Source organism: Massilia sp. TSP1-1-2 (genome assembly GCF_049896185.1).
In the GTDB taxonomy this organism is placed as follows: Bacteria; Pseudomonadota; Gammaproteobacteria; order Burkholderiales; family Burkholderiaceae_D; genus Telluria_A.
In genome coordinates, this window is record NZ_JAFCTU010000025.1 from 47725 (window position 1) to 71910 (window position 24186).

The window sequence follows — 24186 nt, forward strand, 5'->3', positions numbered from 1 at the left end:
AGGGCTTGTCGAAAGTGAAAGTATGATTGTACTGCTTGCGTCAGAACTCCTCCCACTCATCGGCGGCAGCGGCCTTGGCGGACGGCTTGGCCTCGATCTTGCGCGGCGCCAGTCTCGCTCTTGGCGCGGCAACACTGGCACGCACGACCTGCCTAGGCGCAGGTGGTGCCGTCTGCGACTCGTCCAGCTTGAACACGCTGACAATCTGCGCCAGCCTGGCCGCCTGGTCCTGCAGCGACTTGGCGGCCGCTGCCGCCTCCTCCACCAGCGCCGCATTTTGCTGCGTGGCGTCATCCATCGACGTGATCGACTGGTTGATCTGACCGATGCCCTGGCTTTGTTCGTGGCTGGCGGCGGCGATCTCGCTCATCAGGTCGGCCACCTGCCTGACCGAGGTCACAATCTGGTTCATCGTCGAGCCCGCTTCATCGACCAGTTTGCTGCCGGCATCGACCTTGCTGACCGAATCGTCGATCAAGCCCTTGATTTCCTTTGCCGCGCCGGCCGAGCGCTGCGCCAGGTTACGTACTTCGGCCGCCACGACGGCAAAGCCGCGTCCCTGCTCGCCCGCCCGGGCCGCTTCGACGGCGGCGTTCAAGGCCAGGATGTTGGTCTGGAAAGCAATCGCGTCAATGACGCCGATGATGTCGACGATCTTGCGCGAACTGTCGGTGATGGAACCCATCGTGCTGACCACTTGTCCCACTACTTGCCCGCCCTTGGTTGCATAGGTGGATGCGGACACCACCAGCTGGTTGGCCTGGCTGGCGTTTTCCGCATTTTGCTTGACGGTTGAGGTCAGCTCTTCCATGGCGGCGGCGGTTTGTTCCAGGCTGGAAGCTTGGGCTTCGGTGCGACCTGACAAGTCCATATTGCCCGCCGCGATCTGGCTCGACGCAGCCGCAATGGTCTGCGTGCTGCCGCGCACTTCGCTTATCGTCGTGTTAAGGGAAGAAACAAAGCGGTTGAAAGCGTCGGCCAGTGCACCCACCTCGTCGCCAGTCTCAACCGGCATGCGGCGCGACAAATCGCCATTGCCGCTGGCAATGTCGCTAAGCATGTTGGCGGCGCGGGCAACTGGCGCAGCAATGGCGCGGCTGATCAGGTAAATGATCAACAAGCCGATGCTGCCGCCAATCAAGCCGGCCACTAGTGCCGAAATCGTGGCCGAGCGGATCACATTGCCCATCACTTCTGCGTCGGGCACTTCAGCGATCACATACATGTTCAGTTCCGGCACGTAGGACGAGGCGACGATGTTGGTGCCGCCCGGCGCTTCATATTGCGTATGCGTGAAGCTGGCGCCGGAGAGCAACTGCGCGCTCAGCGCGGCATTAAAGCCCGGCAAATCCTTCAGGAAATGCTTACCGTCGGCCAGCGCAGCATCGCGGTGCACCAGCACGCCGCCATTGGCGCGCACCAGCGACACAAAGCCGGACTGGCCAATCTTGTAGGCGCGAATGGTTTCCGCCATGGACGTGACCGACAGGCCAAGGCCCGCCACGCCGAACTTGCCCGGTCCCGCTTCGGCGCGCACGTTAATAAACAGCATGAATTCATTCGAGCCGACATCCTTGTCGAGTTCCAGCGTGTACGGCTTGCCGCCGGCCAAAAAGCCGTAGAACCATTGGTCGCTGGCGGCATCCCGGGCCAGCGTGCGGTTCAGGCCGGCCTCGTTCATGTACTTGCCGCTCGACTCCGAGACCCAAAACACCGTGGCCGCCTTGTTCCTGGTTTTGATGGTGGCGGCGTATTTCTTCCAGGCTTCAAGGCCAGTATCGGCCAGTTCTTCCGCTTCCCAGGCGTGCAGATAGCTGTTGTTGGCGACCGCCTGGGACGTTGCCAGCGGCAGGGCGATCTGGCGCAGGATATCGTTGCGAATTTCCCCCACTACCGCAGGCAATTCCTGGGTCACAACCCGCTCGCGGATGCCTTTGCCCGTCATCACGATGCTGAGCGTGGACGAAATGGCCACGAACAACAGCAAACACGCGGCCATACTGAGCATTAATTTTTTTTGAATCGAGAGATCGCGGAGCAGGGTCACTGGAAGTCCTTCAGGTAGGCGCACGAACGGGGGAACTGCGATATTCCTGAGCGCGACAGGCGGCGTCAAGCTGCGTCGGTACCGGACGCTGTTTGCTCGTGAAAAGTGTTGTGCGCGCGTCTGCGCCGTGGCGCTATCGACAAGATTGCTGCCTTGCCGGCCTACTGCCGCATCCAGTCGCGCAAATCATAATACCAGTACGCCAGTTGCGCCGCCAACAGGCCGGCCGGCCCGCCAGTCGATGGCAAGCCCCAGTGGGTAAAGCGCGCCAGCTCCTCGTCTGCGCCCGCGCCCGCTCCTCCCCCCATGATGGCCGCCGCCAGCACTTCCCCGGCCAGCGTGGTAGGCGCCACGCCGTGGCCGCCAAAACCCATGCCGTACCAGATGCCGTCGGGCAGGCGCCCCAGTTGCGGCATCTTGTGTCGTGCGTAGCTCATCATGCCGCTCCACGCGTAGTCGACCCTGGCGCCGGCCAGTTGCGGATAGACCTTGAGCATGTCGCCGTACAGCAGGCGCGCGACGGCGGCGCTGCTGCGCTCCAGGATTGAAATGCGTCCGCCCCACAGCAAGCGGGTGTCGGCCAGCGGCCGGTAATAGTCGAAGGCGAAGCGCGTGTCGTAGACGGCGGCGCCCGTACGCATGGCTCCCTGCAAGCGATCGCCGAGCGGCTCGGTGACCATCACGTAGGTGGCGATCGGCAGCACGGCGCCGCCCAGGCGCGGATACAGTTTGTCGATGTAGCCGCCGCAGCAAACGACAACGTCGCGCGCGCACACCTGGCCGCCGGCGGTAGCGATGCGCCAGAGGGCGCCGTCGGCGGCGATCTGCGCGACCTTGCTCCCTTCAAAAACGCGCACGCCTTTTGCGACCAGCACGCGCGCCAAGCCCTGCGCATATTTCAGCGGATGAAAATGAAAGGCGTCGGGCTCGAACAGCGCGCCGAAATAGCGCTCCGATGCGATTTTTTCCGCCAGCTGCGCGCGACTGACGCGCTGCCACTGCACGCCCAGCTTGTCGGCCATGAAGCGCGCTTGACGCTCGAGGATGCGCTCGTCGTCGAACCAGTTGACGAGGTACACGCCCTCCTCCCGCAGTTCGCACTCGATGCCGTACTGGTGAATGCGGCTGCGGATGCGCTCCACCGCGGCGAGCGTCATGTGATACAGTTTTCTGGCATCCTCTTCGCCAACTGTATCAATTATCGACCGCTCGCCCAGCGAAAAACCGCCGAACACAAAGCCGCCATTGCGCCCCGAGGCGCCATGGCCCACGCTGTGCGCTTCGAGCACGACGATATCGCTGGCGCCCCGCTCGGCCAGCGCGAGCGCCGTCGACAGACCGGCGAAACCACCGCCGATGACACACACGGCGGCGTCAATCGTGCCCTCAAGCGCCGGGTAGCCGACACCGGGCGAGGTCGCGCGATAGTATTCTGTCGCCAGCGGCGCCTCAGCCATCGGCCAGGTTGGGGTAAGCGCTGATGGCAAGCTCGACGTGCACCGCGTCGGACCACAGGTCGGCCCGGGCGCCGAACGGGATGGTAACGCGTTTTGCGCAGTGGCCGAACTGCAGGCCGGTCAGCACCGGGCAAGGCAGCGTCTTGCGCAGGTAGGCCAGCATGGCGGAAAAATCGTAGCCGTTGTCGGCCGCCGTGATCTTGTAGGCCGAAAAATCGCCCAGCAGAAGCGCCTTCTGGCGCGCCAGCACGCCGCTTTGCATCAACTGCAACAGCATGCGCTCGACCCGGTACGGATGCTCGTTGACGTCTTCGACGAACAGGATGCCATCGTCGACCTGCGGAAAATACGGCGTGCCAAGCAGCGAATTGATCATCGCCAGGTTGCCGCCCCAGAGGGTGCCGCGCACATTGAGCGTGGGATTGCCGCCGACGGCCTGGCTGACGCGGTGCGTGCTGCTGGTGAGGCACTGGAAAAAGTCGTTGATGGTGAACTCCTCCGGCTCGCGCGCGGCAAAGTCGGTCAGGAACATCGGACCCGCATAGCTTAGCGCGCCGGTTTGCGCCAGTAGCGCCATGTGAAAGGCGGTAAAGTCGCTGTGGCCGACAAAGATCTTGCCGCTGGCCGCCATGCGCGCAAAATCGATCTGGGGCAGCAGGCGCGTCATGCCGTACTGGCCGCGCAGCGCCATGACAACGTCGACCAGCGGATCGTCCACCGCCGCGTTCAGCTGCGCCAGGCGCGCCTCGTCGGTGCCGCCGAAGCGCTGGAACACCTGGGCGCTGTCAAAATAATTGTGGACCGTGTGGCCGTGCGCTTCCAGCGCCGCGATGCCGCGCGCGAGCGCCGCGTCGTCGAAGGTGTAGCCGCCCGGGGCGACGATGGCAATGCCGATTTTTTGCGTGTTCATTGTTTTTCCAAACGCTGCGCTGGGGTGTAGGGATCCATCTTACCGTGGGCGTGGGCGTCGATCAAGCACACCAGGCGCTCGGTTAGTTGCGACGGCAGGTCATGGCCCATGCCTTCGATGACTTCCAGGCGCGCGTGCGCAATCTGGCGCGCGGTGTCGGCGCCGCAGGCCAGCGGCACCAACGGATCGGCCGCGCCGTGGATCACGAGCGTAGGCGCGCAAATGCTGTGAAGCAGCGCGCTGCGGTCGCCCGAAGCGGCGATGGCCAGCATCTGGCGCAGCACGCCGCCGGGACAGACATTGCGCCTGATCTGCGCGCCCACGCGTGCGCGCAGCACCTTCTCCGGGGTCGGGTAGGCCGGGCTGCCGATGACGCGAAAAACGTTCGCCCCGTGCGCGACCATTCTGTCAAAGTCGCCCGCGGCCTTGGGGCGCTGGAACAGGATGGCGCGCGCGGCGCGGGTGGGTCCCGGCAAGCCGCGCCGCCCGCTGCTCGACATGATGGACGTGAGCGTGAGCACGCGCGCCGGGTGCGCGGCGGCCAGCACCTGCGCGATCATGCCGCCCATCGAGGCGCCCACCACGTGCGCCTTGGCCACGCCCAGCGCGTCGAGCACGCCCACCGCGTCGCGCGCCATGTCGGCCAGCGTATAGGCGCCCTTGAGCGGCCAGCGCACCAGCATCTTGAGCATGGCGAGCGGCACATTGGGCGTGCCCGCATGCTCGAATTTGTCGGACAGGCCGATGTCCCGGTTATCAAAACGGATCACGTAAAAGCCCTGCTCCGTCAAGCCTTCGACAAAGTCTTCCGGCCAGCCGGTCAACTGCATCCCAAGGCCCATGATCAGCAGCAGGGGTGGCCCGGCCGGGTCGCCCGAGGTTTGGTAAGCGATGCGAACCCCGTTGACGCGCGTATAAGGCATCAGGCCGCCTTGGCGACACGCGCCTTGCGCGGCGCCGTCTTGCTGGCCGTGGCGCGTTTTTTTGGCGCGCCAGGTTCGCCTGCGGCCAGCAGTTCCTGGTGCGAATGCGCCATGCAGGCGGCGAACAGGCCGATATCGGGCAGCGCGCGGCGGCATGCGAGCAAGCCGACATTGAGGGCGCCGTCGTAGCTTTGCACTGTGACGTTCAACGCCAGGCCGTGGGTGACAATGGAGAGCGGAAAATTGCTGGTCACCCGGGCGCCGGCCAGGTACATGGCAACGCGCGGCCCCGGCACATTGGAAACGATGACGTTGGCCACCGGCGGCAGCGCGTCGGCCAGGCGCGCGCGCGCGTACAGGGACACCAGGACGCTCAACAGCCACGGCAGGCCCAGGCTGGGACAATCAATCGGCAGCACCGACTTGACGCCGGCCACTGTCTTTTTCATCTGAGCCGACGCCTTGACGATGGCGTGCATGCGCAGCACCGGGTCGGCCTGGTCGGTGGCCAGTTTCATGAGCATCATGCTGACCTGGTTGTTCATCTGCGTGTCGCCCTCCGCGCGCAGGCTGACCGGCACTGCCGCCACCAACGGCTCATCGGGCAAGGCGCCGTGCTGGTCCAGGTAGCGCCGCAGCGCGCCGCTGACGATGCACAGCACTACGTCGTTGAGCGTTCCACCATAGGTTTTGCCCAGCGCCAGCGCCTGTTTCAGGTCGAGCGCCACGGTCGCATACGCGCGCCGGCTGGTAATGCTGACATTAAAAGGCGTGCGCGGCGCGAGCGCCAGCCTGACGGGCCAGCCCAGGCGGCGCCTGCCGTCGGCCCCGGGCGCGAGCATGCCGGCGGCGGCGCGTACGCCCGTCGGAACGCCGCGCACCAGCTTCGCGCATTGGTCATACGTGTCGCGCAGGGCGGCCTTGAGCATGCCCGGCGCCGACACTTGGTGCGGGGCGCCCTCGCGCGGGGGCGGCGCACGGACGCGGCGCGGCGCGGCCGTCACGTCCAGCAGCGCCTGGGCCAGCACGCCTGCGCCCTGCCCGTCCAGCGCCGCATGGTGGATCTTGACATACAAGGCTACCTGGCCTGACTTGAGGCCCCCAATCAGATAGAACTCCCACAGCGGCCGGCTGCGATCGAGCAGGCCGGCATGCAAGCGCGCCACGCACGTTTCGAGCTGGAGCTGGGTGCCCGGCGCCGGCAGGCTGACCTGGCCGATGTGATAATCGAGGTCGACGTCGCCAGCGTCAACCCACACCGGGTTGGCGATATCGAGCGGCATGAAGACGAGTTTTTTGCCAAACACCGCAGCCAGGTGCATGCGCTTTTGAATATGGCGCTTGAGCGCGTCGATGTACTCGCCTTTCAGGCCAGCGGGCAGATCGAGCAGGTGGAGCGCGCCCACGTGCATGGGCATGTCAAGCGTCTCAAGGTGAAGGAAGGTGGCATCCAGGGCGCTCAGGTGTTTCATGCTTGACTTCCTTTGATAAGCGCGTGCCGGAGCCTAATAGAAACCGAAAAAAGGATTCGGCCACGAGGAGCGGTTCGGGTCCTGGAACAACAGCTTTTTCAGGCCCGTGTGAACGGTATGGTCAAAGCGCTTCCAGTCGCCTTCGACCTGCGAGAGCCGGTCCGCGATCGCATACAACGCGGTCGGGTTCATGCCCATGCCTACGTGGCTGGCGTGGACCTCGATGTTTTCGGAGGTGGCCGTTTCCTGCTCCACGCTGCACTGCCAGGCCACCACGCCGTCGGTGCGGCTGTAGATCGAGGTGGTGGGCACGCGCGGCGTTTCCTTGAGCGCGGCAAAGCGCGCCTCGTCGACTTCCTTTTCGCCCGACACCAGTTGGTACACGCGCCACGCGTTGGTCGCCTTGTGGCTGCCCGTGAAGGGCGAGCCGAGCGTGATGACCTGGCGTACGTGGTCGGGCATCATCTTGGCCAGTTCGCGCGCGTACACGCCGCCCAGGCTCCAGCCGACCAGGCTGACCGGGCGGCCATGCGCCTCGTGCAGCTGGCCGATCTGTTCGATGCACGCCTCAAGCACGCCCGGACGCGGACCGAAATTGAGGCCCTGTTCCCACGCGTAGGCCGGGTAGCCCAGGTCGTTCAGAAAGCGGCGGATGACGACGGTGGTGAGGTCGCCCGCCGCCAGGCCCGGAAACACCAGCACCGGATGGCCGTCGCCCTTGGGCGCGCCGCGCAGAAACGGCAGCGATGCCAGCGCAAAGCCTAGTTCCCAGGGCGCGCGCATTTCGAGCGCGAGGCGAACGATGCCTGGCGCGGTGTCGCTCTTTTCTTTGTTTACCAGTTTAGTACGAGGCAAGCTGATCTCCTGTCGTCGCGCTTTGGGCTTGAACCGCCCGCGCCCTTATAGCTCCGATTGGTCCGATGGTTCCGATGGGTCCGATGGGTCCGATGGGTCCACTACGAGCATACCATTTTTGGGACGGCGCGCGGCACTGCGCCGTTCGGCGAAAAACGCCTTGAGCATAGCGCCCGCCTCCACTGCCATGACGCCGCCGGTCACCTGCGTGTGGTGATTGAGCTGCTGCTGCTCGAACAGGTTGAGCACCGAGCCGCACACGCCCGTCTTGGGGTCGCTCGCTGCGTAAACGACACGCGCCAGGCGCGCATGCATCATCGCGCCGGCGCACATCAAACACGGTTCGAGCGTGACGTACAGCGCGCACCCGGGCAGCCGGTAGTTGCCCAGTTTTTCTGCGGCCGCGCGCAAGGCATTGACCTCGGCATGCGCGGTCGGGTCGTGGCTGCCGATCGGCCGGTTAAAGCCGGTGGCGATGACCACGCCATCTTTCACCACGACCGCCCCCACCGGCACTTCGCCCAAGCTCCACGCATGTTGCGCCTGCTCGAGCGCCAGCAGCATGAAGGGCGAATCAGGCATCGGTGATCTCGGCCCAGCAGTTGGGGGTTTCGTGCAGCACCAGCTTGTGCAGGTGCAGGCCGGTGCCGAAACGGTCGGTGTAGGCCGCTCTCAAGATGTCAAAGGCGATCTGCGCCAGGTTTTCCACCGTCGGGATGCGGTCGATGACGACCGTCTTGTGGCCGGGCAGCGACGCGAGAAAGTCGCGCACCTTGTCGTCTTTGTCGTAGACCAGAAAGGCGTGGTCCCAGAGGTCGACCAGGTGTTCCTTGGCCAGCGCCTTGATGTCCGAAAAATCCATGATCATGCCATTGTCGGAATTGCCTTCGGCCTGGATGACGGCGCCCGTCAGCGTGATTTCGAGCGTGTAGCGGTGCCCGTGCAGGTTGCGGCACTGGCTTTTATGGTCGGGAATGCGGTGACCTGCATCGAATTCGAGCTTGCGTGTGATCGTGAGCATAAGGACTTGGGCGTTTAAGGTATGTGTAAAAGTTTATGGGTTTGCAGGCTCAATTTCCATCGCGGATTGCGCTTGCAGGTCTCGATCGCCAGGCCGGTGTTGTACTCGGCCAGCGGGCCGTCCATCGGCTGCACGAAAAAATGCTCGAAGTCGAGCTGTTCGTAGGCACGCAAATCCTGCTGCGCCTGCGGGATGACAACCTTGATTTCGCTTCCCCTGGCCACCACCAGCGTCGCACCCATCTTGGGGCTGACGCAGATCCAGTCCACGCCCGGCGGCACCGGCAGCGTGCCGTTGGTTTCGATGGCGATCATGAAGCCGGCAGCGTGCATGGCGTCGATCAGCGCAGCGTCGAGCTGCAGCAGCGGTTCGCCGCCGGTGAACACGACATACTTGGTCTGCGGATAAGCGGCCGGCCACAGGCTGTCGATGCGCGCGGCCAACTCGGCGGCTGCGCCAAATTTGCCGCCCAGCTCGCCATCAGTGCCGACGAAATCGGTATCGCAAAAGCTGCAGACAGCCGTGGCGCGGTCGCTTTCGCGTCCACTCCAGAGGTTGCAGCCGGAAAATCGGCAGAACACGGCCGGCCGGCCGGCGTGCGCGCCCTCGCCCTGCAAGGTGTAGAAAATCTCTTTGATGCTGTAAGTCACGTGGATAACCTTAATCGTCAACCCTCCATTATAGCAAGGCGCGGCGTGGTACTGGAAAAACCCGGCTTGATCTGAGTTGATGCCACCATGAAACTCAGTTGATTTCGGACAATTACGTAAAGATTCCCTAATGTAACTTTATCGGAGATTGCTGGACATCGTCGGAAAACCGGAGATTGACATGACTACCCTGCCCGCCTTGCTCGCCGCGATTGTCTGGATGTTGCTGTTGGGATGGGGCTTTCATGCGCTGCTCAAGCGCCACTTGCGCCTGGACGACTTGCTGGCGGACCACGAAGCGCAACTTGCCGTCGAGCGCCACGCGCGCCTGACGGCCGAGCGTTCGCTGGCCGCGAGCCACGACACCCTGTGCCAACTTGCCCGCCAGCAGGAAACAGTGCGCGAAACCGAGCGCCAGCGCATCGGGCGCGATATCCACGACGACCTGGGTCAGAACCTGCTGACGCTGAAGATCGATTTATCTTTGCTGCATGTAAGCACCACGGGCGCCCATCCGATGATTACCCAAAAAGTCGATTGCATGATGGGCAACCTGGACCTGACGATACAGTCGCTGCGCGCGGTGATCAACGACTTGCGGCCAGTCGCCCTTGAAAATGGGCTGGGCAGCGCTATTGAGTGTCAGCTTAAGGAGTTTTCGCGCATGCACGGCATCCGCCACGCATTGCGGGCCGAACCGGGCGTTTATCACTATCCTGCCGACCAGAAACGCGACGCCATGGTGTTTCGCATCTTGCAGGAATCATTGTCAAACGTGGCAAGGCATGCGCACGCGACCGACGTCAGTGTCGAACTGCAACGTTGCGGCGGCGTGTTGACGTTGACGGTGCAAGATAATGGCGTCGGCATGACACCCGGCGTGAAGGGCCAAGGCAGTGGTTTGCCTGGCATACGCGACCGTGCCGCCGCGATCGGCGGGCGCTTTGCCATTGAAAGCGAACCGGGGGTCGGCACCTTGTTGCGCTTGTCGTTTCCTGTACCACAGGCTTTTGCCGTGCTGTGAAGGTGAATGAACGCTCGCTTGTTCTAGATCAAAAGAACCGGTCTCCACTGTAGGAGAATGACTTGTCGGGAGTCAATTATTTTCCCGCAGGAAGTATTTACCAGGGATGGCACATGACCAGTTCACCGCAGGCCCAGCGCCTACACAGCAGCTACCACGCGCCGGACCAGGAGCGTGCATTTGCCAATAAACTAATGGAAATGCTCGCTGTGCCCACGTTTGTCCTGGACGCTGATTGCCGCGTCATCATCTGGAACCGCGCCTGTGAAAAGTTGACCGGCGTGCCCGCTCGTGAAATGCTCGGCACGCACGACCACTGGCGCAGCTTTTACGATTCGCCGCAGCCCACGCTGGCCGACCTGCTGATCCAGAACCGCACCGATGAAATTGTCCATTTGTATCCCCACTCCAGCCGCGATCCGCTCACCGGCAGCGCCCTGTGCGCTGAAAGCTGGTGCGACATGCCGCGCTGCGGAAAACGGCGCTACTTAGCGGCCGACGCCAGTCCTATTTTCAACGACGACGGCGAACTGGCGGCCGTGGTGCAAACGCTGCGCGACATGACGGAAGAAAAAGCGGCCCAAAATGCGCTCGAGCAACTCGCCACGCGCGACGGCCTGACCGGACTTGCCAATCGCCGCTGCTTCGACGATACGCTGCGCGCCGAATGGGCACGCGCCATGCGCCAACACCAGCCGCTGTCGCTGTTGATGGTTGATGTGGACAACTTCAAGGCGTTCAACGATGCCAATGGTCATCTGGGTGGTGATGAATGCCTGAAGCGCATCGCCGGCGCCGTCGCCCACGAGATGCGCGCCAATGACCTGGTGGCCCGGTATGGCGGCGAAGAATTTGCGGTGATCTTGCCCAACCAGGCGCTCAAGGGCGCGGCAATTGTCGCTGAAAGGATCCGCTGCCGCATCGAGCAACTGCAAGTGCCGCACGGCAGCGGCAGCAAGCATGTCACGGTGAGCATAGGCGCGGCCACGGCCTTTGCCGCCACCGACACCGATCCGAGCCAATTGGTGGCCACCGCCGACGCCGCCCTGTACCGCGCCAAACACATGGGCCGCAACCGGATCAGCCTGCCCGCGACCGAAGCCGTGTAGCCTGCTTTTCAGCTCACCCGCGTGATCGGCAGTTACGCGGCGGCGGGACATCGTCCTGGCGACCGAAAGTGCGGCAAAACGTTTTGCGATTCACTGGTGAGCAAAATCGCGAAGGTCCGCCACCCGCAAACCTGCACTACAGCGTTCTCGCAGCGCCCCGCAGCGCCCGGGGCGCAAAGGCGATGCAGGTGTGGTTCTAGCGTTCCCAAGCGGCACAATTTTTGGATGGCCAATGGCCCTGGGACGGCTTGCAAAAGCCTCGTGTGCGGGAACGATGTAACGCTGCTGCACGGCTCCCCTTCTGCAACACCCTTGCGCGTGGACATCCACGAACCGACGCAGACAGTTTTACGTCGACTCCTGCGGCGATGGAGGTTTCTCTGCATCAGGTCGGCGCCGTATGCCGGCTTACAAGGCGTCGCCCGTGTCCACCGTGTAGTTGGCCGCATTGTCGAGCGTAACAAAATCGAGGCCGCCGACAAAGGCGATGGCCGGATCGCCGTTCAAGCGTTGCGGGTCGAACGTCAGCAGCGAGCAATGGGGACTCAGTTTCTTCCCGGCAGGCTCCCCGGCGATCAGAATATTTCCCTTGTCAGTGGTAAAACACGCGCGAAGGGCATCAAACCTGGCATTTTTTTCAGGAATTGCCATGATGTCCCACCATGGCATGTCATCCTGTGCCCGTTTCAGTTCAGCCAGCGCTTGACCAAATTGGGTATAGGCAAGCGTGCCACCCGACGGCACCCGCACATCCCAGCCCACGTCGAACCAGCTTTTGCGCTCACGGGCATTGAACATGACGATTGCATCTTCACTGCGGACCTGCGCCTGCGGCAGCGCCGGCACCGCGAAGTAGCCGCCACGGCGCATGGGCACGCGTTCATCAACTGTCTTGCCAACAATTGCCACGGCCCAGGATTCGGGCTGAAATTCAGTCCGGTCAAATTGCCCCATGCCTTTGAGCGACAGGCGAAGAACAGGTGCAATCAAGGTCGCATTCTTGGGTAGCAGGGCAGCGACGCGCTGTTGCATTCGCCACATCGTGCGATACGATACGTCGCCAATATGGCGCTTGCGAGGCAGCGACTCGCCGTGAGACTGGTCCGCGGACAGGGTAAGCTCTGGCGAGGCAGCTCTGGCACTGCTCACGCTCAAAACGGCCGTGCCGATAGCAGCGACGACGATGGAAAGTGTGTGCACGAAAGCCAGTTTGAGCATTGGTCTTTGGAAATGTGTTGAAAAGGAAAGATCTCATCCTACCATGAGACATTGCCATTTGTGTAATATTTACAATTATTCATCCTCTAGCGTCGCGCCGCTACCAAATGGCGCCGGCAAGCGTACTGGCGCCTTCTGACGCCAGTACGCTTGCCCTCTCCCTTGGCACTGCGCCCTTATGACGTAATGCGTTCCCACCCGTGCCGTACCGCCGCCTTCATGTTTTCCCACGTGGAGCCAGGATTGCGGGTTTCCCAGTCGCTGCGCAAGGAACCTTCGACATCGTTCCATGGGCGGCCGCGGTACTTCTCGTTATTGGCCATCGAGCTGCCATAGCTGTAAGCGGGGGCATAATCTTCATAGGCGCCGCCAGACCGGGCATACATGCTGTTCCAGTGGCCCCGGAAATAGGCGTCGTCGTGCGGCGTGAGCTGCTCGATTTCGACCTCGGTACGGCGTACGGTATCGCTGATATTTTGCTGGCGTTGCGACACTTCCTTGCCGACTACGACCTCCTCGACGACGCGCGCGGTTTTTTCAACGACCGCTTCCTCGGCCGACTCGCGCAGTTCGATTGTCGTTTCCTGGAATGCATTGACATCGGCCGCACTGACCGGACGGTCCACTGCGTGCCGCTCGACATTGACATGCTCTTCACGCAGGCCGACCGTTTCGTTCACTGGCGTTTCCACCACGCGTTGATAGACGCGCACACCGCCACGCTGCACCTCGCGCTTGCCCACCTTGAGTTCTTCCTGGATCACGGGAATGGCAGTGGTGTCGGCGGCGCGCTGCTGGGAATCCTGGTATTGCGTACCTTGTATGCCGGAACCCTGCAGCGGCCGCTGGCCTGCCTGCATGTCTGACTGCATTCCCGACTGCATGCCTGACTGCGCGCTGGCCTGCTGCGCCATGCCCGACGCTTGCTGCATGGCGCCGGCGCCCATGCGCATGCTGTCCTGGCCGCCGGTGGCGCCCGCCCCCCATTGCTGCGCATGCTCGTCGATGTCAACCGGGCCGTAGCGCTCCACAATGTCGGCCGCGCGCTCAACTTCAGGTTCGCTGTCGGCCGTCAGCGTGAGCACGTAGTGGCCACGGTTGACGGCATCGGAGTACATTTGGGCGTCGGTGCTGCGGTCTGCGCCAAAAATGTCGCCAAAAAAATTCTTGATGCTCGCGCCGATGGAGTTGTCCTTGGTCGCCGCGCCGGCGCTGGCGGAGCTGCCATGTGCGGACCCGCTTTCCAGGCTGGTCTGGCCGGTGGGGTCGCCTTCGGACAGGCGCGCGACGCTGCGGGAAAAGCCGGACGCGACCAGATCTTCCAGCGCCGTTTGTGCATCGCTGCGGTTGTCAAAGACGGCGATCAGTGTGTGTTGCATGATGTGTACCTCCGTTTGTAGAATTGACTTCGGGTTCAGGGCCTTCGTCGAATCGTTCGATGGAGACATGCTCCGAGCGCAAGACGACGGTGTCGGAAAAAGGTTCTGCATGCGCGGTGCGCGTGATGTGAACCTCTTCCTTGATGCGCAAACGTTTTTCCACTACCAGGACTTCCTCGAGAATGGGCACAATCCATGTGTCGCCGTCCTGACGCGCCGTTGGCGCTTCAGAGAGGGACACTATTTTGTCGACCGGAACTCGCCTGACGCTGACAACGTCGCGCAGCAGGGACTGGTCGATGCGGTGATCCTGTTCGCTTACTGTCTTGTGAATGCGCACGCCACGGCCGGTGTCGATTTGGCGCACTGAGACCTGTACTTCTTCGCGCGCAATTGGCAGCACGAACGGCTGCGCAACGGTGCCGTCGTTTGCCTGCGTTGGAGGGTTCGTTGCCATTCAAAAAGCTCCTTTGAAATCGCCGCTACACCAGCAATCTACAGTAAGCCAAACCCCACACCAGCGGCACACGTTTGACGCCGATCAAGCCCCAATTTGACACGCGTAAGAAGCTGGCGTTTCACTGACAGCAGGAGCCGCGCCATGTCCCTACACGTCGGGCAGGACCGCAGGAAAGACTTGCAAAAGCGAACTGACTTTGCCGTGCTCTACCATGAGCCGCCCGAGCCGCCCACCAATATTGACCGCATGCTGCACGCCATGATGGGCCAGTTCACGCAGGGCATTTCGCCCACCAGCCTCGCGCTCGCCTGGCTTGACTGGGGCATGCACTTGGCACAGTCACCCGGCAAGTGGGGCTTGCTGGTCGAAAAGGCGATCAACAAGGATTTACGCTGGCTCGGCTACGCCGCCCGCGCCGCGTTGGGCAACACTGAGCCGGTCATCGAGCCGCTGCCGCAGGACCGACGCTTTCGCGGTCCCGCATGGCAGCAGTGGCCGTACAACCTGATGCAGCAAGCCTTCCTGCTTAATCAGCAGTGGTGGTACAACGCTACCACCGGCATCGACGGTGTCACGCGGCATCACGAACAAGTGGTCTCATTCTCGGCCCGCCAGCTGCTTGACCTGTTCTCGCCAGTCAATTTCATCGCCACCAATCCGGACGTCTCGGCCGCGGCGCTGGCCGAAGGGGGCGCCAATTTCGTGCGCGGCGCAATCAACTTGGCCGAAGACAACCAGCGCCGGCTCAGCAACGCTGCACCAGCCGGGTCCGAGGCCTACCGCCCCGGGATCGAAGTTGCGGCCACGCCCGGTCGAGTCGTGTTCCGCAATCGCCTGATCGAGCTGATCCAATATGCGCCCGCCACCGACACCGTGCGCGCAGAGCCTTTGCTGATCGTGCCAGCCTGGATCATGAAGTACTACATCCTCGACTTGTCTGCGCACAATTCCCTGGTGCGCTATCTGGTTGGGCGCGGACACACCGTATTCATGATTTCCTGGCACAACCCGACCGCAGCAGACCGCGACGTGGGCATGGAAGACTACCTGCGCGACGGCGTCATGGCGGCCGTGGATCAGGTGCACGCCATCGTGCCCGATCAGGCCATCAACGCGGTTGGCTACTGCCTGGGCGGAACGCTGCTCGCGATCGCCACCGCCGCCATGGGCTGTGACAAGAGCGGCCTGTTCAAGTCCATGACGCTGCTGGCGGCCCAGGTCGACTTCAGCGAAGCGGGCGAGTTGATGCTGTTCATCGACGAAAGCCAGATCGCCTGGCTTGAAGACTTGATGTGGCAGCAGGGTTACCTCGACAACCGGCAGATGGCCGGCGCTTTCCGCCTGCTGCGCAGCAACGACCTGGTATGGTCGCTGGCGGTCAACCAGTATTTGCTGGGGCGGCGCGCGCCCATGACCGATCTGATGGCATGGAACGCCGACGCCACGCGCATGCCCTACCGCATGCACAGCGACTACCTGCGCAAGCTGTTCCTCAACAATGACCTGTTCTCGGGCCGCTACCATGTCGACGGGCGTCCGGCGGCGCTGTCCGATATCCGCCTGCCGATTTTCGCGGTGGCCACCATGACCGACCATGTTTCGCCGTGGCGGTCGGTACACAAAATTCACCTGATGCCGTCGTCCGAAGTGCAGTTCGTACTCACCAGCGGCGGGCACAACGCCGGCATCGTCAGCGAACCGGGGCACAAGGGGCGCCACTACTATTCCGCACTGCAACAGCGCGGCGGCTGCTACACCGACCCCGACCGCTGGATCGAGACGGCGCAGGAGCATGACGGGTCGTGGTGGGAAGAATGGCTGCGCTGGTTCGAACGCGTAGTGCCCGGGCCTGACGTACCGGCGCGGGCGGTCGTTCGCGGCCTGTGCCCTGCCCCCGGCACCTATGTCCTTGAACGCTGAAGGCGCGCACGATAGGAGATGGCATTGCATTTTGGAATCGCATAAAATAATTCCCCCTTGCCTTGCAACCGGAAGTTCCTGTCATGGCGCCGCGACCAATTCCCGCAGACATACGCCGCTTCGTACTGACCAGCCACCGATCCGTGCCGCACCTGGAAGCCTTGCTGCTGCTACGCGCGACCGAGGCCGAGTTGTGGAGCGATGCGGGGCTGGCCGGACGACTCGTACATCAGCACGAAAACCGCGCACGCGCTGATGGCCTATCTGTGCGGCAGCGGCATGATCGCCGCGCACCGGTCCTCCAACGGCGCGTTCAGCGACACGTCTTGGGGTCAAGTTACTTCCGGCCAAGCTGGTTTTAGCCAAGAAGGTACCAGCGAGGATTCTACCGGCCATGCTGCATCCGGCCATGCCTATTCGGTACAAGGTTTTAACAACCAAGCTTTTTCCGGCCACACGACCTCCAGCGATACTACATCCGGTCAAGCGTCTTCGGGCCACACGATTTCCGGCCAGGCATCTCCCGGCCAAGCATCCCTCGGCCATACCACTTCCGGCGAAGCTTCTTCCGGCTACCCTATTCCGGGAGAAAATTCCTCCAACCAAGCTGGCTCCGGCCAAACTTTTCCCGACCACCCTGGTTCCAGCCACCCTGGTTCCAGCCACGCCGCTTGCAGCCAGGCTGGCAGCTACTGCTACTGATATCAGCCCACGTCCGAGGGCCTGCGCCATACCGTCGATGCCCTGGCCGAACTGTACGCCCGCCAGCTGGTCGAGATCACCCACCTTATCCGCGCCAGCCTCGATCGCAAGGCGCAACAATTTGCCGACGCCTTCAAATGGCGAAAGGACGCCTGATGCCCGTCACATTGTCCTTCTATGCACGCTGACCTCGCTTGCCTGCGCTTGGCTGCTGCTGGCCAGCTACCGGCGCACCGGCCACCGCCTGTTGTTCTGGAGCGGCCTGTGTTTTGCCGCCATGACGGTCAACAATATCCCGCTCACCCTCGACAAGGCGATCATTCCCGATGTGTACCTGCCGCCTTGGCGCCTCGCGGCCGCGCTGATCGCGGTCATCCTGCTGCTGTTTGGCCTGATCTACCAAAAGGAATAGCCCAGCAATGGAAATGCAGCAAACCCTCAGGCCAAACACTCTCAATGTCAATGTCAATGTCAATGTCAATTTCAATGTGAATGTCACTGCCGCTTGGAAGGAGTTTGATTCCCCATCCGGGCAGTCACGCGAGACGCCGGCCTGCAGGCCAGGCAATTGTCAGTATTCCGGCCTGCGCAATGGGTGCCTGCGTGGCCATCGACAGCCTCAAGGCGGCCGAGCTGGAAAAAGAAGAACTGCTGGCCCAGCTGACCAAGGAGCGCGCCCGCTTTGCCAACATCCTTGAGCAGCTGCCCTCCGGGGTGGTGCTGGCCGAAGCGCCCTCCGGCAAGCTGACCTACCAAAATCACGCCGCCGCAATCTTGCTTGGACGCAGCGTCGACGACGTCGGCAGTTACCGCGATTACGACCACTACAATTTCATCGACGCCCATGGCGAGCGCATCGCGCCCGAAAACCTGCCGTTGGCGCGCACCTTGTTGAACCATGAGGCCACCTCGACCGAAGAACTGCTCTACGAACGCGGCGACGGAACGCGCCTGCATTTTGCCGTCACCACGGCTTCCATCACCGACAGCGACGGCGTGGCGCGCATTGCCGTGGCCGTCATTCATGATGTCAGCAACCTCAAGCTTGCCGAGCTGAGCGCCGCCAGCGAAAAGGAACGCGCACTCGTCACCCTGGCCGCCATTACCGACGGCGTCATCACCACAAACCGCAGCGGCCATATCACCTCGGTCAACCCGGCCGCCGCGCGCATGACGGGCGTGGCCGACGACGAGGCGCGCGCCAGCACCTTTTGCCAGGTGCTGCAGTTCGAGGAAGCGGGCGGCGCCGACCTGATCGTCGAGGCCCTGAAGCGCTGCCTTGGCGAACGGCACATGATCGCCGGCCTGCCGCACCCGACCATGGTCAGCCGCGAGGGACAGCGCTATTCGGTCGAGAGCGCGGTCGCGCCGGTAACCTTGTCTGACGGCACGCTGCTTGGCGCTGTGTTCATTTTCCACGACGTCACCGAATCAAAGCGCTTGATGCGCCGGCTCGGCTTTGAAGCCAGTCACGACGCTCTCACCGGTTTGGTCAACCGGCGCGAATTCGAAACGCGCCTGGCGCGCTCGCTGGAACGCGCGCGCCATCCCGGCGGCGGCAATGCGGCGCTGTTGTACAAGGACCTCGACCAGTTCAAGATTGTCAACGACACCTGCGGCCATTCGGCCGGAGACGAGCTGCTCAAACAGCTGGCCGGCATGTACTGCGAGCACGTGCGCGAACGCGACACGCTGGCGCGCATCGGCGGCGACGAATTCGCCCTCATTGTCGAGCACTGCGACATTGACGAGGCGCTGCGCGTGGCGCACAAAATCCTCGAGGTGACGCGCAACTTCCGCTACGTCTGCAGGGGCCAGCTGTTCCAGCTTGGCGTGTCGATCGGGCTCACGCCCATCGACAGCAGCACCGGCTGCGTTGAAGACGCGCTGCGCCGGGCCGACCACGCCTGCTACATTGCCAAGGAGCGCGGCCGCAACCGCGTCTACACCCACTATCACGGCGATCTGGACTTCGCGCAGCGGCGCAGCGACATGCACTGGGTCACGCGCCTGACGCACGCGTTCCAGAACGAGCAGCTGCAACTCTACCACCAGCCCATCATGGCGCTGGACGATGACGGCAAAGGCATGAAGCACTATGAAATCCTGCTGCGCTTGCGCAATGGCCGCGCCGGGCCCGTCGGTCCGGGCAGCTTTTTGCCGGCCGCCGAGCGCTACGACGTGATCCTCAAGATCGACCGCTGGGTACTCGAACGCACCTTGCAATGGCTGGCGGCGCGCCCGGAACACACCGAGCAGCTCGACATGTGCAGCATCAACCTGTCGCGCCGTTCCCTGGGCGACCCCAGCTTCCACAAGTTTGCCGCCGACCTGATCGACGCCTCGCCGGTACCGGCGGACAAACTCTGCTTTGAAATCACCGAGAACGGCGCCATTGCCAACATGCAAAAAACCATCGCCTTCATTGAAGCGCTGTCGGCGCGCGGCTGCCGTTTTTCGCTGGATGATTTCGGCACCGGCATGACCTCGTTTTCCTACATCAAACAGTTGCCGGTGGAGTTCATCAAGATCGATGGTTCCTTCATTCAGAGTATGGCGTCGAGCAAGGTCGACTTTGAAATGGTGCGTTTTACCAACGACATCAGCCACATGATGGGCCGCAAGACAATCGCCGAGTACGTCAGCAACCCGGCAATTCTCGTCAGCCTGCGCACCATCGGCGTCGATTTTGCGCAAGGATACTGCATCGGAAAACCCCGACCGCTGGCGATGTGACGTCAAGCGCGGCGTAATGTTGCCGGGTTCGGTATAGTTGGACCGAACCTTTTGCCATGTTTGCCACCCACGCGGAGCTGACCGATGCCACGTTGCGACCAACCCGACGACGCCCCCGGCGCGCAGTTGCCGTTCCTGACGCTGTGGTACCGCTTCCTGTTCTTTGACTGGATGTTTCGCGACCTGAACGCCGCGCGCAATTTGTACGAACGCAATGCGGCCGGGCAGCACAACCGCACCATGAGCCGTTACCTGCCGACTTACTTGCGGCGCTGGTCGTTCTTGACGCTGGCCGGTTTTGCGCTGGGGTGCCTGTTTGAACATGCGACCCGGGGCAGTATGCTGTCGGCGTGGTTTTTTACCAGCGCGTGCGTGACGCTGACGGGCATGGTGGTGATCTCGGTGGCGTGGGCGTTGTTGGCGAAGTCGGGGACGCCGTGAGATGGGTTGCGTGAGCGCCCGTCGCAGGCGAGGGAGACGGCGTTTGAGGGTGCTGGCTGGGAAAGCGCGTCTTTTGTAGCTTGCCAATCAAGGGGCGCTGTCGGCGGCGCTTGTCGGAATGCGGGCGTTGCCCTTTTCCGACCTACCCTCGGCTCGGGCCGCCGGTCATAACAGCGCTACGCCGCAAGCGCCTGTCTACCCTCTGCTCGGGGCCTCCCGCCATAGCAGCGCTACCCGGCAAGCGCCTGTCTGCTTAGTTGCTGTCCACGGTACCTTCGGCGCTGCCGCCGACGTACGCCCGCTCATCGCGCGCCTTGCCATCCTTGTCGAATTTCATCGCCACCGACACTTCCTGCACCCCCAGCGTGCCCAGCGCGTCGCACACATCATCGACCTCGTCCTGCAAGTCGGCCGCCAGGTCGAGCGCCTTGTCCGACGTCGCCAGCAGCACGCCGCCCTCGCCGATCAGGCATACCCGCAACACCATCGCGTCGTCCACGTCGGCCGGCCCCACGATAGCGCGCGCGGGACCGGCCTGCTGCGCCAGCGCCGCGCCCAGCTCGGCCATCATGCGCAGCATCGCCAGTTCATCCATCCCTTGTTCGCGGGCGCCGAAAAACAAGTCCTGGTACAGGAAATGCACGGCAAGGCTGTCCGGGTCGGCAGCGAGCACGCGCCGCACCAGCGGCGCGGCCTGTTCGGTCCAGGCCCGGTAACGCGCCATGCGGGCGTCGAAAAACGCGTCGGCCGCCGCTTCCTCGTCGGGCGCCTGGTAAAAAGGATCGTCGGCCCGCTTCAGCGCAAAACCGAGCAAAAAGCGCAGCTCGACCGCCTTGTCGCCCTCGCCAAAGCTGGTCGGCGACCAGCCCGACATGCTGCGTTCAAGGGCCGGGCGCGCCACCAGTTTCTTCTCGGTCATACTTGCGGCCGCGTCGCGCGCCATTTCGTTCAGGTGGCTGTAGGTGATGCGGTCGGCCTCGTCGGCATCGTAGGCGTGGCTGATCATGACCACGCGCGCGTCCGGGCTTTCCAGCCCCGCCTGCTTGAAGCTGGCTACCAGCGCGTCGAACGCGTCGCCGTCCTGGAAACCTTCCCCCTCCTTCAGGCCGCCCGTGCTGTGCACGAACAGCGGCACCGCAAAGGCATTGATTTCCATGGCCGGCGCGCCTTCCTTGTGCAGCAAGAGCGTGGCGCTCGCTTCTTCAATGCGGCTGCGCAGGTACTGGTAGGCGCCGACGTCGGCGTCGCGCGCGCGCTCCACGGCGCCGTACAACACCTCGTCATTTTTTTTGCGCAAGGCGTTGCGCAGCAGCTTGGCGAATTCGTCTTCCTTCAGGTGCAGTGCGGCGGCGTCTTCTTCCTCGTCGGCGTGCTCGCGCTCGGCCAGCAGCAGCGCCATGTCAGCCAGTGCCTGTGCTTGCACATCATCATCCTCGCCGGGGGACGTGGCGGATTTGCGGGGAACGGGGCGCTTGTTTTTGGGCATGGTGGGCAAGGGTGGCGGATTCGAATGCCGACATGGTAACAAATCGCGGGCCGTTCAGGCGTGCCGCCGCACTTCCCCCAGCAAGCTCAAAATGGCTTGCGGGTCGGCCGGCTTCGAAACATGGTGGTCGAACCCGGCCTCGAACGCCAGCTTCTTGTCTTTTGCCTGCCCGTAGCCGGTCAGCGCGATGTACAGCGCATCCTTGCATTGCGGCATGGAGCGCAGCCGCCGCGCCAGCTCGTATCCGGTAATGTCGGGCAGGCCAATGTCCAGGATGAACACATCGGGCGACTCTGCCGCCGCACTGCCGAGCGCCGTGCCGGCGTCGTAATAGGTCGACACGCGGTGTCCGCCCGCGTCTTCCAGGAACAGCGACAGGCTGATGGCGCCGTCGATGTTGTCGTCGACGATCATGATCGCCAGATGCCCCGGTGCGGTACGCGCAACCGGCCCGGTGCTCGCAGCGGCGGTCCTGGCGGGCGCCGCCTGCACGCTGTAGGGCAACACCACCGCAAACGTGCTGCCCTGCCCCGCACCGGCGCTGCAGGCGGTGACGCTGCCGCCACGCATCCTGACCAGGCTTTGCACCAGCGCCAGGCCCAGCCCAAGCCCGCCCGGCGAACGGTCGGGCGCGCGTTCCCCCTGTGAAAACAGGTCAAAAATGCGGGGCAACAAGTCCTGCGCAATACCCTCGCCATTGTCCGTCACCACCACGCTCAGCTCGCCGTCGCCGGCGCGCACCTTGACGCCGATCTGTCCGCCAGGGGGCGAGTACTTGGCGGCATTGTTGATCAGGTTGGTAAAGATCTGGATCAGCCGCGTCTTGTCACCGCGCACCAACATGGGCGTACGGGGCATGTCGAGCACCAGCGACTGTTTTTTCTCAAGCACCAGTTCGCCCGTTTGTTCCAGGGCGCGTTCGATCACGGGGCCCAGCTCGACAGGTTCCATGTTTAGGACCACCAGCCCGCGCGTGACGCGCGATACGTCAAGCAAGTCCCCCGGCAGACTGTTCATGTGATCAACCTGGCGCGCAATCACGTCGCTGGCGTAGCGCACGCGCGCCGCGTCCGGCGTTTGCAACTTGAGCAGTTGCGCGGCGGTGCTAATCGGCGCCAAGGGATTGCGCAATTCATGTCCCAGCATGGCGAGAAACTGGTCCTTTGCGCTGTTTTGCTGCTCGGCCACCAAGCGCGCTTGTTGCTCGCCTTCGAGCAGCGACTGGCGCTCGGAATCGGCATGCTGGCGAAACGCATGCGCTTGCAGCAATTGTTCGCCCGCTGCCTGCAGGGCGGCATGCAATTCGTTCAATTCAATCACGCGCGAACGCACCACGGCAGGCTGGACGCCCTTGCCCAGCCCGATGGCGGCCTGCACCGCGCGCTTGATGGAACGCACGTGCCTGCGCCCGAACCAGCCGGCCAGCGCGACGGCCACCAGCGTGGCGGCCAACAGGCCCATGGCAGCCACCACAGAAGCATCGCGCGAACAGCGCCCAAGCAGCGCGACGGGCGCTGCCACCGCCACCGCCCAGCCCGACATCGACGGGTGGGTGAACACGTCGAACACGCGCGTCCCTTCGAGCGAGGCATGCTCGAGGCCGCCGCGCCGGGACTGCGCAGCGGCGCTGACCAGCTCGGGCCGCGCCAGCGCGCCCACCATGGCGTGCGCGTTGAGGTTGCGGGCGATGAACGCGCCCTGCCCGTCAATGATCGCCAGCAGCGAGCCGGGCGGCGCGGTGCTGCTGTTGAGCAGCGCGACGAAGTGGTCGGTCGAAAACGCTTTGACGAGCACGTAACTATTGCCATTGGCCAGCGTCACCGGTAAAGACATGGTCGTGCTGCGCTTGCCGTCCACCCCGGCCGGCAACAGGTCCGACACAACGGTTCTGCCTGCCTTGATCATCGCGCGCGTGCTGGCTTGGTCCAGCATGGCGCCGAGCGGCGTGCCGAACGGCGTGCCGAACGGCGTGCCGAACGGCGTGCCGAACGGCACGGCCGTATTGACCAGCGCCTGACCGTCGGCGTCGAGCAAGAGACTCCATCCATCGTCGCCCGCATGCACGCGTTTTGCTTGCTCATAATAGGCGCGGTCGTCGCGCGCGGCCAGCGAAGGCGAGGCCGCCAACACCCGCAGTGCAGCCTCGGCGCTGTACAGTTCGCGGTCGACCAGCAGCGCAACACCGTTGGCGCTCTCGCCCAGCGCGCCCAGCGCGGCACGCTGTTCGGCCTGCTGCAACATCCGAAAAGCCAGACCGGACAGCAACAGCGCCGGGATCAGTATCCCGGCAGCCAATATCAACAAATAAGCGCGTATATGCATGGCAATGGGGTTCGCCGCAGCGTAAGTATTGGTCACAACAATGTAACCAAGTGT

Annotated in this window: 21 protein-coding genes; 7 read left to right on the forward strand and 14 right to left on the reverse strand. The window is 63.3% G+C overall.

Translation table 11 applies throughout. The features are described from left to right. Positions 1–40: 40 nt before the first annotated feature. The 9 genes from ACP7BV_RS19535 to queE all read right to left on the reverse strand — a co-directional run bounded on the left by ACP7BV_RS19535 (position 41) and on the right by queE (position 9335). The gene (locus ACP7BV_RS19535; RefSeq protein ID WP_426106164.1) at positions 41–2008 is read right to left on the reverse strand and encodes a methyl-accepting chemotaxis protein; all 1968 of its coding nucleotides are present in this window, start codon (positions 2006–2008) and stop codon (positions 41–43) included. A gap of 200 nt (positions 2009–2208) precedes the next feature. After that, the gene (locus ACP7BV_RS19540) at positions 2209–3504 is read right to left on the reverse strand and encodes an NAD(P)/FAD-dependent oxidoreductase (protein WP_426106212.1); all 1296 of its coding nucleotides are present in this window, start codon (positions 3502–3504) and stop codon (positions 2209–2211) included. Further along, a complete protein-coding gene (ldcA, locus tag ACP7BV_RS19545) occupies positions 3497–4414 on the reverse strand; it encodes a muramoyltetrapeptide carboxypeptidase (RefSeq protein WP_426106165.1) in 918 nt (305 codons plus the stop codon). The genes ACP7BV_RS19540 and ldcA overlap by 8 nt, the downstream gene beginning before the upstream one ends. After that, positions 4411–5337: an alpha/beta fold hydrolase gene (locus ACP7BV_RS19550; RefSeq protein ID WP_426106166.1), complete on the reverse strand. Its 927-nt coding sequence runs from the start codon at positions 5335–5337 to the stop codon at positions 4411–4413. Before ACP7BV_RS19550 ends, ldcA begins: the two co-directional genes overlap by 4 nt. Further along, positions 5337–6809 (reverse strand): WS/DGAT/MGAT family O-acyltransferase, encoded by a 1473-nt coding sequence (locus ACP7BV_RS19555; RefSeq protein ID WP_426106167.1) that lies wholly within the window; start codon positions 6807–6809, stop codon positions 5337–5339. Before ACP7BV_RS19555 ends, ACP7BV_RS19550 begins: the two co-directional genes overlap by 1 nt. A 33-nt stretch (positions 6810–6842) precedes the next feature. Continuing rightward, on the reverse strand, positions 6843–7664 hold the full coding sequence (locus ACP7BV_RS19560; RefSeq protein ID WP_426106168.1) for an esterase/lipase family protein: 822 nt from the start codon (positions 7662–7664) through the stop codon (positions 6843–6845). A gap of 45 nt (positions 7665–7709) precedes the next feature. Beyond that, positions 7710–8246: a tRNA adenosine(34) deaminase TadA gene (tadA, locus tag ACP7BV_RS19565; RefSeq protein ID WP_426106169.1), complete on the reverse strand. Its 537-nt coding sequence runs from the start codon at positions 8244–8246 to the stop codon at positions 7710–7712. Then, positions 8239–8685: a 6-carboxytetrahydropterin synthase QueD gene (gene queD / locus ACP7BV_RS19570; protein WP_426106171.1), complete on the reverse strand. Its 447-nt coding sequence runs from the start codon at positions 8683–8685 to the stop codon at positions 8239–8241. Before queD ends, tadA begins: the two co-directional genes overlap by 8 nt. Before the next feature lie 14 nt (positions 8686–8699). Continuing rightward, positions 8700–9335 (reverse strand): 7-carboxy-7-deazaguanine synthase, encoded by a 636-nt coding sequence (gene queE / locus ACP7BV_RS19575; RefSeq protein ID WP_426106173.1) that lies wholly within the window; start codon positions 9333–9335, stop codon positions 8700–8702. A gap of 181 nt (positions 9336–9516) precedes the next feature. Here queE and ACP7BV_RS19580 point away from each other — a divergent pair, with 181 nt between their 5' ends. Together ACP7BV_RS19580 and ACP7BV_RS19585 are read left to right on the forward strand one after the other, a co-directional pair. Beyond that, the gene (locus ACP7BV_RS19580; protein WP_426106174.1) at positions 9517–10359 is read left to right on the forward strand and encodes a sensor histidine kinase; all 843 of its coding nucleotides are present in this window, start codon (positions 9517–9519) and stop codon (positions 10357–10359) included. A 113-nt stretch (positions 10360–10472) separates the two neighbouring features. Then, positions 10473–11468, forward strand: coding sequence for a sensor domain-containing diguanylate cyclase (locus ACP7BV_RS19585; protein ID WP_426106176.1), 996 nt, complete (start codon positions 10473–10475; stop codon positions 11466–11468). Positions 11469–11876: 408 nt separating this feature from the next. On the opposite strand, the gene ACP7BV_RS19590 is transcribed toward ACP7BV_RS19585, so the two are convergent. From ACP7BV_RS19590 to ACP7BV_RS19600, 3 genes are all read right to left on the reverse strand, one after another. Continuing rightward, a complete protein-coding gene (locus ACP7BV_RS19590; protein ID WP_426106178.1) occupies positions 11877–12686 on the reverse strand; it encodes a hypothetical protein in 810 nt (269 codons plus the stop codon). A 176-nt stretch (positions 12687–12862) separates the two neighbouring features. Further along, on the reverse strand, positions 12863–14065 hold the full coding sequence (locus ACP7BV_RS19595; protein WP_426106180.1) for a YsnF/AvaK domain-containing protein: 1203 nt from the start codon (positions 14063–14065) through the stop codon (positions 12863–12865). Next, on the reverse strand, positions 14037–14522 hold the full coding sequence (locus ACP7BV_RS19600; RefSeq protein WP_426106182.1) for a YsnF/AvaK domain-containing protein: 486 nt from the start codon (positions 14520–14522) through the stop codon (positions 14037–14039). The genes ACP7BV_RS19595 and ACP7BV_RS19600 overlap by 29 nt, the downstream gene beginning before the upstream one ends. 144 nt (positions 14523–14666) lie before the next feature. Between ACP7BV_RS19600 and ACP7BV_RS19605 the strand changes: the two genes are divergently transcribed. The 5 genes from ACP7BV_RS19605 (at position 14667) to ACP7BV_RS19625 (ending at position 20324) form a co-directional block, all read left to right on the forward strand. Beyond that, the gene (locus ACP7BV_RS19605; RefSeq protein ID WP_426106184.1) at positions 14667–16445 is read left to right on the forward strand and encodes a PHA/PHB synthase family protein; all 1779 of its coding nucleotides are present in this window, start codon (positions 14667–14669) and stop codon (positions 16443–16445) included. 201 nt (positions 16446–16646) lie between these two features. Continuing rightward, on the forward strand, positions 16647–17147 hold the full coding sequence (locus ACP7BV_RS19610) for a hypothetical protein (protein ID WP_426106185.1): 501 nt from the start codon (positions 16647–16649) through the stop codon (positions 17145–17147). Positions 17148–17268: 121 nt separating this feature from the next. Then, positions 17269–17559 carry a DUF5985 family protein gene (locus ACP7BV_RS19615; protein ID WP_426106186.1) on the forward strand — a complete coding sequence of 97 codons (291 nt, stop codon included), beginning with the start codon at positions 17269–17271 and terminating at the stop codon, positions 17557–17559. 191 nt (positions 17560–17750) lie between these two features. Continuing rightward, complete coding sequence (locus ACP7BV_RS19620; RefSeq protein WP_426106187.1) at positions 17751–19883, forward strand: EAL domain-containing protein; 2133 nt, start codon at positions 17751–17753, stop codon at positions 19881–19883. 84 nt (positions 19884–19967) lie between these two features. Beyond that, positions 19968–20324, forward strand: a complete 357-nt coding sequence (locus ACP7BV_RS19625) for a hypothetical protein (protein WP_426106189.1) — start codon at positions 19968–19970, stop codon at positions 20322–20324. Between the two features lie 253 nt (positions 20325–20577). Here ACP7BV_RS19625 and ACP7BV_RS19630 read toward each other — a convergent pair whose 3' ends face one another. Continuing rightward, positions 20578–21747 carry a hypothetical protein gene (locus ACP7BV_RS19630; protein WP_426106190.1) on the reverse strand — a complete coding sequence of 390 codons (1170 nt, stop codon included), beginning with the start codon at positions 21745–21747 and terminating at the stop codon, positions 20578–20580. A 117-nt stretch (positions 21748–21864) separates the two neighbouring features. Next, a complete protein-coding gene (locus ACP7BV_RS19635; protein WP_426106192.1) occupies positions 21865–24132 on the reverse strand; it encodes a hybrid sensor histidine kinase/response regulator in 2268 nt (755 codons plus the stop codon). Positions 24133–24186: the final 54 nt, after the last annotated feature.

Bases quoted from the DNA above. Each gene is read 5' to 3' on its own strand.
- ACP7BV_RS19535 (WP_426106164.1), bottom strand. From the start codon at position 2,008: ATGCTCAGTATGGCCGCGTGTTTGCTGTTGTTCGTGGCCATTTCGTCC.
- ACP7BV_RS19540 (WP_426106212.1), bottom strand. From the start codon at position 3,504: ATGGCTGAGGCGCCGCTGGCGACAGAATACTATCGCGCGACCTCGCCC.
- ldcA (WP_426106165.1), bottom strand. From the start codon at position 4,414: ATGAACACGCAAAAAATCGGCATTGCCATCGTCGCCCCGGGCGGCTAC.
- ACP7BV_RS19550 (WP_426106166.1), bottom strand. From the start codon at position 5,337: ATGCCTTATACGCGCGTCAACGGGGTTCGCATCGCTTACCAAACCTCG.
- ACP7BV_RS19555 (WP_426106167.1), bottom strand. From the start codon at position 6,809: ATGAAACACCTGAGCGCCCTGGATGCCACCTTCCTTCACCTTGAGACG.
- tadA (WP_426106169.1), bottom strand. From the start codon at position 8,246: ATGCCTGATTCGCCCTTCATGCTGCTGGCGCTCGAGCAGGCGCAACAT.
- queD (WP_426106171.1), bottom strand. From the start codon at position 8,685: ATGCTCACGATCACACGCAAGCTCGAATTCGATGCAGGTCACCGCATT.
- ACP7BV_RS19580 (WP_426106174.1), top strand. From the start codon at position 9,517: ATGACTACCCTGCCCGCCTTGCTCGCCGCGATTGTCTGGATGTTGCTG.
- ACP7BV_RS19585 (WP_426106176.1), top strand. From the start codon at position 10,473: ATGACCAGTTCACCGCAGGCCCAGCGCCTACACAGCAGCTACCACGCG.
- ACP7BV_RS19590 (WP_426106178.1), bottom strand. From the start codon at position 12,686: ATGCTCAAACTGGCTTTCGTGCACACACTTTCCATCGTCGTCGCTGCT.
- ACP7BV_RS19595 (WP_426106180.1), bottom strand. From the start codon at position 14,065: ATGCAACACACACTGATCGCCGTCTTTGACAACCGCAGCGATGCACAA.
- ACP7BV_RS19600 (WP_426106182.1), bottom strand. From the start codon at position 14,522: ATGGCAACGAACCCTCCAACGCAGGCAAACGACGGCACCGTTGCGCAG.
- ACP7BV_RS19605 (WP_426106184.1), top strand. From the start codon at position 14,667: ATGTCCCTACACGTCGGGCAGGACCGCAGGAAAGACTTGCAAAAGCGA.
- ACP7BV_RS19610 (WP_426106185.1), top strand. From the start codon at position 16,647: ATGCGGGGCTGGCCGGACGACTCGTACATCAGCACGAAAACCGCGCAC.
- ACP7BV_RS19625 (WP_426106189.1), top strand. From the start codon at position 19,968: ATGCCACGTTGCGACCAACCCGACGACGCCCCCGGCGCGCAGTTGCCG.
- ACP7BV_RS19635 (WP_426106192.1), bottom strand. From the start codon at position 24,132: ATGCATATACGCGCTTATTTGTTGATATTGGCTGCCGGGATACTGATC.